Annotated in this window: 14 protein-coding genes; 2 read left to right on the top strand and 12 right to left on the bottom strand. The window is 33.6% G+C overall.

The features are described from left to right. Positions 1 to 44 precede the first annotated feature (44 nt). The 12 genes from CELAL_RS18595 to CELAL_RS21670 all read right to left on the bottom strand — a co-directional run bounded on the left by CELAL_RS18595 (position 45) and on the right by CELAL_RS21670 (position 16520). Positions 45 to 305, bottom strand: coding sequence for a hypothetical protein (locus tag CELAL_RS18595; protein ID WP_013552435.1), 261 nt, complete (start codon positions 303 to 305; stop codon positions 45 to 47). After that, the gene (locus CELAL_RS18600; RefSeq protein WP_013552436.1) at positions 296 to 4384 is read right to left on the bottom strand and encodes a DUF6531 domain-containing protein; all 4089 of its coding nucleotides are present in this window, start codon (positions 4382 to 4384) and stop codon (positions 296 to 298) included. Before CELAL_RS18600 ends, CELAL_RS18595 begins: the two co-directional genes overlap by 10 nt. A 44-nt stretch (positions 4385 to 4428) precedes the next feature. After that, on the bottom strand, positions 4429 to 5763 hold the full coding sequence (locus CELAL_RS18605; RefSeq protein ID WP_013552437.1) for a hypothetical protein: 1335 nt from the start codon (positions 5761 to 5763) through the stop codon (positions 4429 to 4431). Positions 5764 to 5769: 6 nt separating this feature from the next. After that, positions 5770 to 7551, bottom strand: a complete 1782-nt coding sequence (locus CELAL_RS18610) for a type VI secretion system Vgr family protein (protein ID WP_013552438.1) — start codon at positions 7549 to 7551, stop codon at positions 5770 to 5772. A 97-nt stretch (positions 7552 to 7648) separates the two neighbouring features. Further along, entirely contained in the window at positions 7649 to 9511 is a 1863-nt protein-coding gene (locus CELAL_RS18615) for a type VI secretion system baseplate subunit TssF (RefSeq protein ID WP_013552439.1), read from the bottom strand. A gap of 14 nt (positions 9512 to 9525) precedes the next feature. Then, a complete protein-coding gene (locus tag CELAL_RS18620) occupies positions 9526 to 9957 on the bottom strand; it encodes a GPW/gp25 family protein (protein WP_013552440.1) in 432 nt (143 codons plus the stop codon). Positions 9958 to 9968: 11 nt separating this feature from the next. After that, positions 9969 to 12434: an AAA family ATPase gene (locus CELAL_RS18625; protein WP_013552441.1), complete on the bottom strand. Its 2466-nt coding sequence runs from the start codon at positions 12432 to 12434 to the stop codon at positions 9969 to 9971. A gap of 2 nt (positions 12435 to 12436) precedes the next feature. Continuing rightward, entirely contained in the window at positions 12437 to 12949 is a 513-nt protein-coding gene (gene tssO / locus CELAL_RS18630) for a type VI secretion system TssO (protein WP_013552442.1), read from the bottom strand. 11 nt (positions 12950 to 12960) lie between these two features. Beyond that, positions 12961 to 14103: a hypothetical protein gene (locus CELAL_RS18635; protein ID WP_013552443.1), complete on the bottom strand. Its 1143-nt coding sequence runs from the start codon at positions 14101 to 14103 to the stop codon at positions 12961 to 12963. 8 nt (positions 14104 to 14111) lie between these two features. Beyond that, complete coding sequence (locus tag CELAL_RS18640; protein WP_041557815.1) at positions 14112 to 14978, bottom strand: TssN family type VI secretion system protein; 867 nt, start codon at positions 14976 to 14978, stop codon at positions 14112 to 14114. A 5-nt stretch (positions 14979 to 14983) separates the two neighbouring features. Further along, positions 14984 to 15892 (bottom strand): hypothetical protein, encoded by a 909-nt coding sequence (locus CELAL_RS18645; protein ID WP_013552445.1) that lies wholly within the window; start codon positions 15890 to 15892, stop codon positions 14984 to 14986. Positions 15893 to 15896: 4 nt separating this feature from the next. Beyond that, complete coding sequence (locus CELAL_RS21670; RefSeq protein WP_013552446.1) at positions 15897 to 16520, bottom strand: C40 family peptidase; 624 nt, start codon at positions 16518 to 16520, stop codon at positions 15897 to 15899. Positions 16521 to 16584: 64 nt separating this feature from the next. On the opposite strand from CELAL_RS21670, the gene CELAL_RS18655 reads away from it, so the two are divergent. After that, entirely contained in the window at positions 16585 to 17610 is a 1026-nt protein-coding gene (locus tag CELAL_RS18655) for a PKD domain-containing protein (RefSeq protein WP_013552447.1), read from the top strand. Positions 17611 to 17766: 156 nt separating this feature from the next. Beyond that, on the top strand, positions 17767 to 18153 hold the full coding sequence (tssD, locus tag CELAL_RS18660; protein ID WP_013552448.1) for a type VI secretion system tube protein TssD: 387 nt from the start codon (positions 17767 to 17769) through the stop codon (positions 18151 to 18153). Positions 18154 to 18203: the final 50 nt, after the last annotated feature.

The raw sequence follows: 18203 nt of genomic DNA on the forward strand, positions 1-18203 counted from the left end.
ACATTATGGCTTTTTTATGCTTTGTATTTTTAATATCAACTATTCTAATCGATTACACTTGAAATATTTATATTTAATTTCTCTTTTACCAAAGTGATTAGTTCTTTTTCGGTTAATATAAATTCGGGTCCTGAATCAATTATCATAATATCTTCAACCACTTCATATAATATTTTATCTGTTATTTTATTTTTTAAATAAAAATCAAAAGCATATTTGGTAGCTATTTCTGGATTATACCCTTGTTTAACTATTAATTTCAATCCTTTTATAAACTCTTCTTTAATTTCTTTTTCTAATGACATCCTTTTATTGCTTTTCCTGAAGGTGTTGCTTTTCCTGCATCTATATCAGCTTTCGTTGGTGGATAATGTGGTAAGTCGACTTGAACTCCATTAACCATTTTTGGGTGAACTCTATTGACTTTTCCTGAATGGTCATAACTTTCCATCCAAGAACGAACATTTCCTGTTTTTGGATCATATTCAGTAACATAAGACGCTCCTCTTGTAGGTCCAGGAGTACGAGATGCTCTTTCTGCTCCATAATAACGTGTTCTTCCGTCAGGTAATACTCGCGTATTAGCTGCGTTTGATGAAGCTTTTTCTAACGCACTTAATTTGCTGTTAAGTTTGCCTAAATCTCCATAACTTAATCCAAAAACATCAATCATTGAATTTACATCGGGTACATAAGCGTAGAAGTTAGGTTCTCCCGAAGCCAACCCAATCGGGTCTTGAGAGATATAAGTTCCCGTATCTGGTGAGTAGTATCTAAACCTATTATAATACAACTCAGTCTCTACATCTTCATACTGCCCCTGATACCTAAAAGGGCAATCGGCCAATGAACCCGTTACAAGTTTACGAACTTTTCCGTAAATATCATATTCTACCTGCCACGTTTTTTCACCTTTACTATCATACATTTCTACAGGTGTACCTAAGTAATCTGTAATAATAGAGTAGGTATCTTCTGCTGTAATTTTAGCAGAGGGTTTAAAGGTGTTTTCATCAAAGACCCATGTAATTAAATTATCAATGGGTTCAGGGGTACTTTGGGTTAACAACCCAAATTCATCAACAACTAATTCAGGTCTGTTTTTTAGCTCATAGTTCCATTCATGCAAGGGTACACTGCCATCCCAAATAAAACGGGTAATTGTCCCTTGACTGCCAAATTTAGGTTGGTCAATTTTTGCGGTTCGCCTGCCTAAGGCATCATACTCAAAACTAATGGTTCTTTGGTCTGGGCGTTCTACTGCTTTTAGCATTCCGTTGCCATACCACTCGTAATTCCAATCTCCTTTTGCAGTAATTTTACGGGTTAAATTCCCTTCTTCATCATAGGTATATTTTACACCATTGGCTTCTGCTAATTGCCCTCCTGCATTGTATTTACGGTCATTCTGCCCTTTGATACGGTACAAATTACCTACTTCATCAGGTAATTTGTAATCAATATCATGATTTTCATATTTGCAAGCAGCTAAACTTCCAAAATTATCATAACTATAGGTAACAATTCCTTCCGTAAGTTCATTCACCATTTTGGTTAGCCTATCATTAGCATTCCATTTATAGGTTCGGTAGCGCATTTCATTACGCCCACGGGTCACCGTATGTTGTATAGGTCTGCCGGCTTCATCATACTTTTTTGAAGCAACGATTCCACCAGGTAATACCCGTTCTACCTCCATACCAATAGAGTTGTAAGCAAAATTAGCAGTCCAAGGATTAGCTTTTATAGCCTTCTGCTCTACAGCACTAGTTTCATCTGATTGCACTTGTGCATTCATTGTTTCTATCTGCCCCGTTCTATCTCTTAATAAGTCTATTTCTGCACCAAGGCTACTGGTTATTTTAGTACGGTTTCCTAATTTATCATAGCTGCTTTTTAACAAATGCCCATCTTGGTATTCAGCAATGACTGCGCCGCTGGCATTGCGTATAAATTGTACTTTTGTGTGCAGGTTTACCGCTTCAATTAATTGACCGTTTTGGTTGTAGCTATAGGTTTCCCAGGTACCATCACTATGTTCGGCACGGGTAATTCGTCCGTTATTGTCATATTCATAATCGGTAAACCTGCCTTGAGGCCTGTTTACACGTTGCACTTTACCTGCACGGTCTCGTTGATAATACCTAGTTAAGCCATCAAAACCAATTTCTTGTACAATAGCACCATTGCTATTACGCTTAAAACGGTAACGTTCACCATGTTCATTATCTATATACCGTAATTGCTCTTCGGTATCATAATTAAAAAATACTTTTCTGCCCCGTTCTTCCCGCATTTTTAAACTCCCCATAGGAGTGTACTCAAACTTTATCTTGCCATTGCGTTGGTGCATTTCTGTAACTTCATCATAGGCATTGTATTTGAATAAAATCTGATTTTGATCTGGCTCTACCACTTGCCGTACGCGGTCTAACTCATCATAAATAAAACTTTCTTCATGGCCTGCGGCATTTTTTGTTTTTATACAGCGTCCCCATACATCATATTCCCACTCGGCAACTGCTTCATTGGGCAGATACATTTGTGCTAAATTATAATCATCGTCATAGACTAACTCTGAAATATTTCCGGCATTATCTCGCACTTCTTTAATTAATCCTTTGTCATTATAATCAAATGAGGTGACCCCACCATCAGTACCAATTACAGCATGTAATTTATCTTTTTTATAGGAGCGGACTACGGCGCCGCCTACAGGATATTTGGTAAGTACTAATCTATCTTTTTCATCATAAACAAAAGTAACTACAGCCCCATCTGGCTGATGAATACTGGTAAGATTTCCTTGAGCATCGTAACTATAGCCGGTACTATTCCCTTCTTCATCAATATCGCGATAAGGCTCCATAAATGCAGTATATTCATGAAAAATATTGCCTCCCAAAGGGTCTGTAACTTGGGTACATAAATTTAGCTCATTAAAATAGTAGAGGGTTTTATGACCTAAAGAATTGGTTATAATATTATGCCCTTTTTTATATTCCAAAGTCCCAGAAAGAATAGCACCATCTCCCCAAGTTTCGATACATTTTGCACCTGTTTTGTTACCATCGTATTTCCAATAAAATGCTTGTCCATTTCTATCGGTTTTTTTGAGCATTAGATGGTTTTCATACTCCATAAGCGTATGTTGGTCCAAAGCATCAGTAATTCTAATTAAATCACCTTCTTTATTGTAACCATAGGAGATTAATTGTCTTACTTTTTGGTTATGGGTAACTTGTATATTGGTTACACGGTTGTATTGGTCTAATTTTAAGGCTACAACTCTGCCTATACCATCAATTATAGTAGTAAGTGCGTTGGCACTATTATACTCTAATTGCAACTTAAAACCATCTGTATTACTAATTTCCGTTGGCTTAAATAGGGCAGGAGTATGCTTTTTATAAGTGTAGGTTAAACCGCTGTTCTTATCTACTATCTCATAAGTGTATGTATCAATATAACGCAGTGTAAGTTTTTCTTCCCGGTGGTAATATTCTTCTTCAGGAATATGCAACATTGGTAAGGCGGTAATGCGCCCATCTGGAAGTCTTAAAACCAAAGTTTGTTCTTCTTGAACTACATGCAGAGAAAGATCATAATTGCTATGAAAACCATGTCCCATAAGTCCTTTATAATCAGAGTCTGAATACCAATTACGTTCCCATTGTATAGGTATTGGGCCAGGAATAATAAAATCTTCCCCATCATATACCATACGCCCTGTTACCAAATCTACAGGCTCAAAGCCCATTTTACAGAATTTTTTGCTTAAGCCTTCTGTGGCATCAAACTTTTTTAAAACGGAATGATTGAATTTTTTTAAGGCTTTACCGCCTAATTTCATAATTGAACCAAAGCCATAACTCATAACTAGTCCCATTAATAACCCCATAAGATCTGGTGCATAGGGACCGCCAAGCATTACCGTTTTCCCCATAGGTAAGGGTATGGTCATTGAGGTAGGTAAATACATGCTAGGTATTGGTCTCATCTTTTTTCCAGGTGTTAGCGATAGTGGCATACCAATATCACTACAGGTCATCAACATATGACCAGAAGGAGAGAAATAATTATCTTCAGCATTCACCGTTGTACTCCCAAAAAAGTTCATAGAATCATGCCCAATCATTGGTGCCATTAAAAAAGGACCTCCCATAGGAATATGAAAATAAGTACCCAGCATTCCTGCTGTTTGGCTATTTCCTTTGGGTACGCTATTTACATTTACTGTAGAACCAATGAAAGGAATATAATCCATAGGATCCATCACCATACCTATAAATGGGTGTGGTAGCGGTGTAGGTATCCCTAAAAGAATTACTATATGTATGTCTATTCCTAATACAGGTGTAAAATGCTTGTTGGCTAATAACATACGATTCTAGTTTATTATATTTCTGGTCTTCTTAATGTTTACGATTAGGCTATACTACCTGTTTTAAAAGCTTCCTGTTCTGCTTCTAATTTTTCTTTCCAATGATTATCTTCTAAGCGACTCATAAATTCATCTATTTTAAATCGATTTTTTTTATCTGAAAAATTATAATATTCCAATGCGATAACATTTATGGAACTTGTTTTTAAATCTTCTGCAGTTAGGGTGATACCAAACTCATAGGCTATTTGAACAATTTCTTTATACCGTTTTTTTAGTTTCTTCTTAGCAAGCGTATAAGCTGTTATATATGCAGCCAATGCCTGTTGTGGCATTTGAAATGTTATGGCTACTTCTGCCTGTTTGCAGAACAAATCTGCAGCTTCCTCTAATTTTTTTTGTAATTGCTGGCTAGAAGCCATAAAACCATAAGTTTGCAATACAATTGCTTTTGCAGTTTGATCCCCAGAAGCAAGTGCTTGTTTGCCTATGGTTAGCGCTTGTACTAATAGCTTATCTATGGTGTCAAATTCTTTAAAATTAAAAAGCATACCCGCATAAACTGTATGTGCGGTAGCAAACGATGTTTTATTTCCTGTTTTTTGAGTAACTTCTATTCCTTTTTGCCCCCATTGATGCAGCCTGCTTCTATTGTTTTTAGAAACACTGCTTCCCATTTCAAGCATGCACTGTCTAAATTGAATTTCAGGATCATTAGGATCTCCAGTCATCGCAATTTTTTTCATAGCCCCTTCTAAGTCTAATGATACCAACAATGATTTACAAACATCGTTATACTTTAGTTGAAGTGCTTCAAGATAGTTTTCAGGAGTATAATCAAAAACCATTAATCTGGTTTTGACAGGGAATCCAATTTTTAATAAAGTATCCATCCAGACCTTATAATCTACCGGCGATTGTACCGTATAAGGAAAAAGTGCTAATACTAAATGATTTTCTGGGTTAGGTAATGCTTCTTGGAACGATTTTAAAAGAGCCATAAGCAAGACATCATAATTAACATCTTCTTGCGCTAGTTCTTTCTTAAAATATTGAGCATCCCAAGTAAATTGCAACTGACCTTTTGTAATTTTGTCTTGTGTATTTTTATCTTTTTCAAAGTTTTCAATCCAATCCTTTAGTAGACTTTTACTATGGATTTTACTATTCTCAAAAGGGGTCAATAAAACTACTGGAATATCAGGAATTGCACCATGTGGTGTTGATTCTAATTTTAAGAAACCTTCATACAAACGGGCTTGGTCAGATTTTATAATCCACCGTACCCATTGTAAGTGCGGATAAGGACCAACTTCTTTAAGCCACTTTTGTTGTAGATCTGTAACTAATTGTGCAACAGGGTTGTGTTCGTTATTCATGGTTTACTAGCTACAGTTAAGGTTAAGCAGACCGCCTTTTACATTGGTCATCGCTGCTCCATCAACATCAAGAATACCGCCACTGGTTAATTTTAATTCTGCAGCACCTTCAATATTGGTACTAGGTGCAGTAGCTTCTATTTTTGCATCACTAATCATAGTAATTTTTGCACTGCCTTCCGTATACACTTCCTTAGAAGTTGTGTTTACATTATTTATGCCTTCTATATTAACTGTTTTAGAAGCCATTATATTAATTTCTTCTGAATTTAAAGTCAGTTTTTTATTAGCACTGATTGTAATTTCTCCTTTCCCATTCATTACTACGGTATTTCCGTCTGCATCAGAAATGGTAACACTACCATCCTTATCATTCATCAATACTTTATTACCACTTTTAGTCTGTATCACCTTCATATTATTATCCGGATCTGCAAAACCACTTTTAGCATTGCTATTAAAGCCAGCACTTAAAACATACGGTTTCTCTGGGTTGTTATTTTCAAAACCTACGAGTACTTCTTCGTCTAATTCAGGAATAAAATAGAAGCCTTTACCGCTACCACCATACGGCGTATTCATTTTTATCCATGGGGTAGAGGTACCCATTCTGCGCTGCCAACCAAACTGTACTTTTATACGTCCTAATCCATTAGGATCATTATTATCTAGAACAATACCACGCTGTTCTTCTGCAGTTGGTGTTGCAAATATGGCACTGTAATGTGGGTGTTCTGTGCCTTCGGGTACGCCCTCAAAATGATTTTCATAATTACCACTATGATCAAAACGATGCGCTACTTTGGTAACCATATAGGAACCAAAAGCATCTTTTCGGGTTTTATCAGAAAAACTAGTACCTTCAATAGTTAAATTATCTCCTACGCGCAGACCCACAATTTCTGAAGATCCGTTGGCAATAATCATATTCGCCGCTTTAGACAGGGTATCTACTTTTGCTACATGATCTAAACCTTGTTGTCCGCTATATTCGTTTTGGTTATGATTCCAGGTATAGCTCTCTTTTTTAGCAAAAAGTCCGTCTGATTCTTTCTTAATTTTTGCAGCATACATATGTCCACTTTGTGAATTAAAAGAAGAAGAAACAGATTCTAAGTCACTATCATTGACCCAATCTTTAGAGGTAAAACCACTATTTTGTGATTGTAATGTAGTCGCTATGCCAAAAGTTTGAATGTCCTTACCGTATATGCCATTTAATTGCTTGTCTCCTGTGCGACCTACACAAAAGGTTCTCCCATTATCATACATCCACAACCCATAGCGGGCACACATGCGTTGCAAGAATGAAAAATCTGACTCGTTGTATTGTACGGTGTACGGTAGTTTTAAATTGGTACCCATTCCTAGTTCCAATTTTAATAAATCTGTTGCATGGCCCTTAACAGTATCACTTACCACTTGGCTAAAAGAAGAACCCTCCTCATAGCTAAAACACTGTATAGAACGAGACAATAATATGCTAGTTCCCTGTCCAGAAATAACAATAGCACCCGAAGCGCCAATCCCTTTTTGTAAGGTCACCGAAGTAATGATCCCCACATATTCTAATTCGCCATCATTAACGCCTATAGAAATCTTTTTTCCGGAATAGTTAATGGAATTATTCATTAGGGTTCCGCTATAACCCTCCGTAGCATTGGTTTGAAAAACCACACTAAAAGAACTATGCGTACCCATAGCTTGTTCTATAGAAACCTTATAACCAGATTTAGGAAGAAAACGTTCTCCATCGATAATAAGCACTGGGGTAATCATTTTAGGCATGGCAGTAGAATTTTAAAACGTTAATGTAAACACAATCGACGAGCTTAACAAAAAATAGCCTCGCATTTCGATGAAATACCATATATATTATAGATTATTAGCTATAAAAAATACGAAATGGAAGCACATTTGCAGATCGCGATTGGAGTCCGATAAGTACTTCTTTTTTTAGGTGTTCCCAGCTTTCTTCATCGTAAACAGCATCTTCATGTTTTGTAATGTAAACATCTGTAGTAGGAGTATAGCCAATGCCTTCTTCAAGCGCAACGACAACACCTTTTTCTATAGTTACTTTTTTAATGCTATCTTTAAAAATACCAAAGCAATGCTGAATGATATCCTGTCTTGTAATAATTTTACCTTTAGAAAGAATGTGCTCTCTATAGGCATAAATTTTTTCACTAGCACTAGGTTCATCTTTACCACCGATAGTACCGGTAATAAAAGTTAGTGAATTTGGTAAAAATGCAGTACCCGAATATTGAACCAATTGTACATATGGGTTTATTTTATTAGCTTTATCTCCTGCTGTGCTCCAATAATTGGTAAAAACAAATTGATCTTTATTTTTGTTAATGCTATTCTTATTGATAACTAGATATGGAATTTTATTTTTGGTAAAATCTCTCAATTCTATTTGCTGATCAATTCTAGAAATTATCTGTTTTAGATCTTTTAAGTTGGTATTGATAAAATCATCATTCATTGCATTAAATGCAATGCTATCTTCTTTAAGTAAATCTATCGTGTAATTTAATAGCTCGGAAGCATCGCGCTCATCAAAACGAGAAACACCGCCAAAACGTAAATAAGCTTGTGTACTTGTAGATGTATCTTCTTTCTTTCTGTCTTGAATAAAATATGTATTACCACTGTCTCCTATAATATCTTGCACATCAAAGAAGTAATCCCCGTCTATCTCTAAAGGTAAAATATTAAAATAAGATTTTAAACGTCTGTTGGTTTCATGTCGCTTTTTATTAAGTACAGGAAAACAGTTAATATGGCAATGAAGGTTGTCTAGCATTTTGCTAGAAACAATAGAAGAAAAAGAAATTTTGATCCATAGCAATGGCGTATTAAATTCTTTTAAATCTTTCTCACTAAGAAAATTTTCAAAATCTTCGGGATAATCTTTTAAATTATCTTTTACTGAAATGGTATCTGTGATTGTATAGAAGTGCTCTTGGTAAAACTCCTTCACATAGTTTTCGTAAAATTTAATCTTACTCTGTATAGATTCGTTTATATAGGTATTTAAATCTTGACCAGCAAATTCTAACTCGTTATAGCCATTAACAACCTCTAGGGGTGTACCGTTTAATGACCATTTAGAAAGTCCTAATTGGTGGGTTAATACATTTTTTTGCGAAAAATTAAGCAAATCAAAATAACAAAGAAGGTCTTGAATAGAACTGGTTTCTTCATCTGGTTTAATTCCTAAGTAGATGCTAGAACCGTCTGGAGTACCTACAAAATTATCTTTCGAGATAAAAGGTATATTCCGGTGTGCCTTATGTGACGCTATTTTTTCTGGATAAGCAATGTAATCTAAAGAGCAATTACTCAGTTTAAAAGCTCCTGCAGGAGCGAAGAAAAAATCTTCAAAATCGTTTTTACCATTCTCCCTAAAAATTGGCATTCTTTTACGGTGGTAAAACTCTGAACGTTCATTAATATTTAAATTACTATCTATAGGTAAGGCATGCATCACAGCATGTGCTGGTCTTGCAGTTACCGATACTTGCGGTGTTAGCAAATCTACTAAACGCTCCGTAATTCTGGTTCTACTAGATTTTATAGTATCAGAAATACGTTCAAACTCATGTGAGCAAGCGTCAAAAAGAATACTAATAATAGGGTCTAAGGAATATTCAATTTCCATTTCATCCATTCCCCAGGTATCCGCAGCCCTTCTAATTAACCGTTCTTTTATTTCTTCTTTACTTAATGATTTCATTCTGGAGTATGTGTTTACTTATAAGATAATGGTGCTAGATAATAATCACCACTAAAATAATACGGTTCGTTAGTTTTTAAAAGGGTACCTGTAACTGTAATATTTAGATATTTTTTCAATCTAACTTTATTCGAATTTTCAGATACACTTTCTTGCAAATTAATAGTCAAAGTGGTATTCCCTAAGCGCTTTTCATAGGTTTCTATTTGATTGGTAAGCGATCTTTTAATTTGCTCTTTTAATACATTGGCATTCACCAACAGATCAAAATCTGTTTCCCATATTTCACTACCAAAACCTTCATCAAAAACATATTCTTCAAAATATGTTGTGATGATGATGCTTATAAATTGTGATATAGATTCTTGTAGCGATATTTTCCGAAGTTCTTTCTTCTCAAAAAACCGCTTAAAATCAAAAGGAGCTTCGTAGTATGGTTTTGCCATTTAGCCTAGTTTTAATCTGTTACCTCAAAAACAACAATAGTGTCTTTTAGTCGAATTCTTACCGTTTGTGGCGCTGTTATTTTACCTGAAATAATCATGCGAGACAAAGGTCTTTTTAATTTATTACGGATGACCGCTTTTAAAGGGCGTACACCATAGGTTGATGAAAAGCCATCTAGCGATAAAAAGTCTTTAGTTTCTTTATCTATATCTAAGGTAATTCCTAATTTGTTTGCTAAAACAAGCAGCTCTTTTTTAAGATGTAAATCGAAAATAAGGGGTGCATTTTCTTTCGAGATTGGTGCAAATGGAATAATTTCTGTGATTCTACCTAAGAATTCAGGCCTAAAATAAGGAGACATAATTTCTAGAATCTGATCTGATGATGGTGTGGTGCCATCAGAGATTTTTTCTGCAATAAACTCTGATCCAATATTTGAGGTAAAAAGAATTACAGCATTGGAAAAATCACCCATTTTACCCAAACGATCGCTAAGTTTACCTTCATCTAAAATTTGAAGAAAAACATCAAAAACCGACTGGTGTGCTTTTTCAATTTCATCAAAAAGTACAATAGAATAGGGTTTTTGTCTAATTTTATTTACTAACATTCCGCCTTCTTCATATCCTATGTATCCCGGAGGTGCTCCGTATAAAAGTGCTGCTGAATGTTCCTCTTTAAACTCAGACATATCAAAACGAATAATAGCACTTTCATCATTAAATAAAAACTCTGCTAATGATTTTGCTAATTCTGTTTTACCTGTTCCTGTTGGTCCAGAGAAAAAGAAAGACCCAATAGGTTGCCCTGCTTTAGAAAGTCCAGATCTAGATTCAATAATTGCCTCCGTAATAGTTTTTACAGCATGGTCTTGCCCAATAACACGTTTCTTAAGCGTAGCTTCCATCTCCATAAGACGTTCGCGCTCTTGTGTCTGTACTTTTCCCGCAGGAATTCCTGTAATACTAGAGACCACTGCCGCTAAATCTTCATCAAAAATTTCTGTCAATTCTTTTGTAGAATGTTCTTCTATAGCCGTAAGAATAGCCGTTAAATAAGCTAATTTCTCTTTATAAGATGGAAAAGATAAGAGATCTTCGGTATCATATTTTCCAATAACAATAGGGCCTAGTTTATTTTTTAGTTCGATATAAATCCAATCTATCTCTTCTTTACGTTGTTCTTCTGATAAAGAGGCCGATTTTTTCTCTAAAAAGTCTAATTTGGTCGTTAACTCTTCAACATCCGCAGGTAAAGATTGTTGTGATACTTTTGCAGCAGCCATGGTTCTGTCCACTAAATCTAAAGCCGAATCTGGTAAATTTTTTTCTTTTAAATACCGTTTAGAAAATAAAATAGATTCTTTTAACGTAGCATCAGATATTTCTAATTGGTGGTGTTCTTTAAAAGTTTCCCCAACATTTTTTAATATTCTAAATGCGGTTTCTGTATCTGGTTCCTCTAAACTAACCGATTCAAAACGTCTATTTAAGGCATCATCCGAAGCAATATGCTTGCGGAAATATTCCGGAGACGTTACTCCAATTAAAACAATTTCGCCCTTATTTAATTCAGACTTAATCACATTTAAAATCCCTTGACTCATAGCACTATCTTGTAATAGCGCATGAAAATCATCCATCACCAAAATAGGTAAGCTATACGATTTTGCTTGTTCAAAAATTTGTTGCAATCTATCTTCTACTTCCCCTTTATAGGAAGCTCCAGATAGTAGGAGGGTAGTGTGTATTTCTAACAATGTAGCTTGTTGTAACACATCTACAATTTTTTTCTCTGCAATAAGTACAGCTAAATTTTTAATTAAAATAGATTTTCCAACACCAGATTCTCCTTGGATAATTACATTAGGTTTAGATTTTCTACTTAAAATTTCAGTAATACTTTTTAGCTCCTTATCTCTGTTTATGATATGTGAGAATTCTCCAGTACTAGCTAATTTTACTAGGTCTGAAGTATATTTAGTTAGTATACTCGTATCTTTTGTTTCTGTAGTTGCTGCAGCATAACTAATCTTAGGATTAATTTTACCTTCAGCATTTCCAGAACCTTTCTGAGTTTCTAAAAGTTGGTTATGATTTACTGGCAGCGATTTTAATTGATCAAAACTAAAGCCAACACCAGGTGTTATTGCAGCAATAAACAAAACCAATAGATCTACTTCATCTTTGCCTAATTTGTTTTTGATGTCTTCTGCTTCAATAAAAACTAATTGTACACCGGGATTTGCTTCAATTTCTGTATTTCTAGAAGATCTTTTAGGAGTTTGTTCCATATTTACTTCTGCCCATTCTTCTACAAAATAGACATCTACGCCTAAATTGTGAAGTTTGCGTAAAAGTGATAAATCTCTATTTAATGCTGCTTTGATAATGTGTGCAGGAGTATAGTTTTGATGCTGATTTTCTTCTGCAATTTGAGATGCTATATAAACAGCCTTTTCAACTTCGTTATTCATATTTAATGGGAGTTGTTTATGCGCCTTGCTAATTCTAATGCCGTTTCTAAATTTCGTATTTGATCCTCGTAATCATCTAACTGACTATCTAGTTCTTCTATTTCGGCTTTAGCATTAGAAACTTGTTTTAAATCTCTCTTGGCATCTAACAATTTTTTATAGGTAAGAATTAAATTCTCATACATATTTCTATTCTCCAGAGAATCTTTAGGAATATCATCCTTAATATGCACTAAGTCTGAATTTATAGATTGTTCTAAAAATATATTTCCTTGTTTTGTCTTATCTAAAGAATCTATCAAAACATCAACACGTTTTAATTCCTTGATAAACTGTTTCTGATACATAAATTCATATTGAATTTTCTTGTTCTCAGCTCTAAGCACTTCATTCTCTTTCCAAGGTAACTTGTAGCTAAAGAATACTGCCACAAAAAGCAATATAATTGTAACTAAAAACATGAGCAAAAAGAGTAGAAAAGCAGATATCCTTTCTTTTTTATTTAATATTTCCATAGTCTATTTTTTTATTCAGCTAAAAATGAAGGTCCTCCAGATTTTCCAAATTTATCTTGTACGATATTTTCATTAACAAATATGCCCATATCTCTACGTTTACCAATATAATCTACCTGAGTAAGTATCGTAAACAAACGTTCGATAACATTCATGAAAGAATTTATGATAAATAAGTTTTGATTGACATCATTATGGTTGTAATCAATATTGATAATATTTGTAAATATTTTTTCATAATCACCACCTTTTAAATCAGTCCACTCCCCAAAATAGTTGAATAACTGTTCTTTATTTTCAGGAGATGATACATCTACAGCGCTTTTGAAAAGTCTTGAAAAGCTAACAATAATTTCAATTAGTTTTTTAGGGTGCATTTCATATTCTTCCCATTTTACATAGGTAATCTGTTGTGATAAATAGGCATATAATTTATCTACCACAGTATGCATAGAATCTGCAATAGGATTATCGCTCTGTTTTGTATTTATTTTTTGCACAATTAAGATAGAACTACGTTCTGCCATCTTTAAGAAAGCTTCTGCTACATTATAAAAATCTATTAAAGCCTCACTAGTACCTAAAGTAATAGAAGGAGCAATATAATCTGTAGCTGCTGCTAAAGCATTATTTTCTCTAATAATTTTAGCAATAGGAAGTTGGTTTCCTGCAAGACCCGACTTTTCTAAATCATTTGCGGTTACAAAAGTGAAAAAATACCTATTGGTAGTATATGGATATCTTGGCGGCATTTCTTTTGGGTTTTGTTCTCCAAAAGCAACCGTATCTTCTTGATCTACATTTAATAAAACAAAACCTTCCTCTAACTTATTATCTGCAAATTGTTCTACAACAACATCTTCTTTAACGGCAGGCGTAAGGTTGGTAATTTCTACGCGAGTACCATTTGGGGTAATAGCGCGTAATTTTTTAATTGATATTTTTAAACTTTTATGTACATCAATGGTAACGGTATATTCATTATGATCACTCAAATGTGATGCTAATAAACCAAAACCATCTTTTCCTACCCTAATGCTAGTAAGATCTTTTACAGTGTTTTCTGCATAGTCTTGGAGGTTTTGAAAATGCTCTTTTGAGATTTTCATACCATCGATCCAATTTGTTTTAAAATGTTTTATGTCCTCTATCATAATAAATATTATATACGTTGGCACACTACGGTGTCGCCATCATTTAGATTGTTTTGTTCTACGGTTAGTGATGAATTTATATGTTTTGATGCTCCAAACCATTTAGGTTTTGTCTGAAAATACCATCCAAATGGATCACCAGAATCTTCTAAAAGTTCTATTTTAGTAGTTGTTTTTTTACTGTTGTAATCATTAATAAAGAAGAAAAATAACCTCCCAAAATCCATATCTTTTGGAGCTTTAGCTTTAAAACTTGTTAAGTGTGTTTCCTTGGTATTTTTATAAAACATAAAGTTTAAAACAATCATATTGTTTAACTCGTAATGTTTAGGCGATTCATATTTATTTCCTAATGGATAATACCATTTAGAGTACAGTTTTACAGGAACGCTAATGGAGTAGTTAAACAACGCATAAAAAGCAGAAGGAACTACAAAAGTTGTTATGATTAAAAAATAATACCCTAAATATTTTAGATCCTGAAAATAAGAAGCAATCATAATAATAGGTACGACCATGACCAAGCCTGTAACAACTGCAACGAGTAATTCTTTAAATTTGTTTTCAATTTCAAATTTATCAAAGAAATAACGAATAAAATAGACATGTAAGCCTCCTAGAAAGAAAGAGAAACTAAGCATGGAGAAAAATCGCAATAATACCCCTGTTTGTTTTAAGTTATAAACAATACAGGTGAAAATACCCATAACGACAATCCCTGATAACAAATAGAGGTAAAACTTCTTCCGTTGTTTTTTAAATCCAGGTGTTTTTGAAGCAAATAAGGTAAGTATGAGTACTGTGATGACCACAATAATCATAAAAGGCATCAATGCCTCAAAGCTTATTAATGTTTTTAAATAACGTTTTATCATGAAAATTATATTGTAGAAGATATTCCGAGACGTCCCGCAAAGATGGAATCACTCAGTGTAAAATTTTGTTTTTTCTGAGGCAAAGTAAAATCAATTTCAAAATCACTTTCAAAAGGCATGGTGTGATCTAAAAAATAATTCATTACTAAAATAATTTTTCCTTGTGGTAAATAGTCATATATATTTTCGGGTTTTTTAATATTATTAATCGTAAAAGTATACTTAGGTAAATAAGACGCACCACTAGTTGCAGTGGCCAAATTTACACCTAATTGTAGGGTGTCATTATGTTCATGAGTGTTCGGGATGGTGGTATATGTTTTAGTTATGGTTAAATTCTCTTGTGTAATGGTTTCTAGTACTTGCTGTATTAACGTTAAATTTCCTGCAATCTTATGCATGAAAGGAATTGATTTTAAAATTTTTCCTGCCATCTCATGCGGAATATTAGCATTTATTTCCCATAAGTCTGACAAGAAATAAACTAACTCAGAATTTCCTAACGATTCAAAAATACGATCTTCTTCTCGTTCTACTTCTACTCTGTGTAGAAAAAATTCTTCCTCTAGCGGACTAAAAAAGGATTGTGCCTTTTCTTGTTCTACTTTTCTGTTTTTATAGGCATTCACCATTTCATTCACAAACCCAGTACTACCAACGGTTTTATGGAAAAAACGCTCCGGAAAAATATTATAAAAGCCACGACGACTTAGGTGAACAACTACATTCTCCTTATAAACATCGTCTTCTCTGATGCCAGAAACATCTGGACTATATCTCCTTTGAAAATAGTCGGAATAGCTATAGGTAACTTCTGAAAATTCTGTAATGCCTGCCGCAAAAGTTTCCGCTTTAATGTCAAAGTTTAAATCATTAAAATGATCTTGAACTTCTTTTAGTATATTTTTTTCCATCAAATTATTTTAATAAAGCTCTAGCTGAAGAAACATACTTATCTTGCCAATACGCATCTTTTAAATTAGCAATTTCTACTCCTCGAGGGGAGTTAGAACCTAAAAACATTCCGTTTTGCAAATAAATACCTACATGAGATATTACTTTTTCTTTATGACGAAGTCTAAAAAAGATTAGATCTCCATTTTTTAAAATCCCCTGACTTTTAAAGGCAACATCTAAATTAGCATCAAATTGTTGTTGAGAAGTTCTAGGCAATTCTTTATCATAAACAACTTCATACACATGTTGTACAAAAGCAGAACAATCTACACCTCTTTTTGTAGTACCACCCCATAAATAAGGAACTCCAAACCAATCTTTTATTTTTCCATATAATTTTTCATTTTCTAGTTCTTCTACAGGAATCTTTAAAGCTTTAGCAAATTCTTCTTTTTCTTCATAAGTAAGGTATTGTGTAGTAGCAACTTTTTCAGGAACTTTAACAACAAGAGCTTCTTTTTCTTTTAACCTTCGTGCTTCATCTATTTGATTTTTATAGTACATTTGATCAACACCTTTGTAGGTGTTTTTGCAACCATTTGTATATTGCACAATAAGAATTAAAAACATCAGTTTTAGTTTCATAGTAAAAAAATGTTATTTTAAAGGATAAATATAAGCGTTTAATAATTTCTATACCCTATTCAAAATGAAAAGTAATAATATAAAAACCCACTTTGACCGAAACGTATTTCTAACTTTTTTAGTATTATTTCTTGTAGGATTAATAATGGTATCTTTTAAAATCAACAGTAAAGTAGACTGTGGGAATCCAGATTTTAAGATTATATCTAACTCATTTACTACAGAAGATTTGATTGAATTTAATAGCATTGACGATTCTGGTGTTGAATGGGAGTGGGATTTTGGCGACAAAACTAGTACTAAATATCAATCTAATGTTGCACATCAATTTAAAATTCCAGGTACTTATAAAATTGCACTTAAAGTAAATGGCCAATGTAATGTGGTTAAGGAAATTAAAATCTCCAAGAAAAAAGAATTAATTTCTCCGGAATTAATTCCGAATATAAATTTACCTATCAATGTAAAAGTAGGTGAGGAGGTTGTTTTTTCAAGTGATGCAACATTTGCAGAATCATGGCAATGGAGTTTTGGAGAATCGTTATATATTGATGGAACAGATAAAGAAGTTAAATATACTTTTAAATCTCCGGGAGAAAAAACAATTTTATTGGTCGTAAATGGAGATAGGTTACATGAATCTAGAAGAAAAATAACGGTTTTAGATAAAAGAGGGCAGCGTACTGTTATAAAGTCGCATATAAAGGAAGATCCTATACAAAAAACTATAGATGCTCTTATTCCAGATTCATTAAAAACAAATTCAAAAATTACAGTACCAGCCGTAGAAGCTCCTCCTGCAGTTAAAAAAATAAATGTTTCTTCAGATGAAATTCTACAAATGTTAGTTGGGTATTCTGAACGAAGAATTGATGATAGAGCAATTCGTGAATATTTTACGTACAACAGTATTCCGGTTTTTAACGAATCAGGAAAAAGACGCGAAGTTAGTGAGCTATTTAAATTTATTAGAGATCAGAAAATGGATGTTAAATCTTTGAAACTTAAAAAAGATCAGAAAACTGGAAAAATAAACAGTATGACTATTGAAATGAAAATTAAAAAAGGACTGTTTTCTAAGAATTTTTAAGATGTATCTATATAATAAGGTAAGAAGTTATTTTTTAAGCCATTGCAGTGCAGTTCATCGAGTTTATTTTCTACTTTGAGAAATAGTTTTTATATTTACGATGTCCTTATGTGACGTTATATAAACTAGGCAGTATTTGCCACAAAACAAATTATTATGGCTTTCAAAGCAAGATTAAAAGTAGCAGGAAAAGAATTTAACATCTTACATTGTTCTTACGATTTAAATCAAGAAGTAGATCCAACAGGAAGACCTTCTTCTGTAACAAGAGGTGGTCGTATCAACTTAACAGTTGAGTCTAACGGAGAAACAGGTTTTTTCGAATGGATGACAAATAATTTCGAGAGAAAAGATGGAACTATTGTTTTCGTAAAAAGAGACAATGATGCTACCTTAAAAGAAGTAAACTTCAAAGAAGGTTACTTAATCAAGTACAGAGAGAACTTCGAGTCTTCTGGTCAAAATCCTTTAACAGAAACTTTTACTATTTCTGCAAAAGAATTATCAGCTGGTGGCGGTGAGCACATCAACGAGTGGGTATAATCTCATAAAAATTACATAATTTCTAAAAGGAGGCATACTTAAATGCCTCC

Source organism: Cellulophaga algicola DSM 14237 (assembly GCF_000186265.1).
Lineage (GTDB): Bacteria > Bacteroidota > Bacteroidia > Flavobacteriales > Flavobacteriaceae > Cellulophaga > Cellulophaga algicola.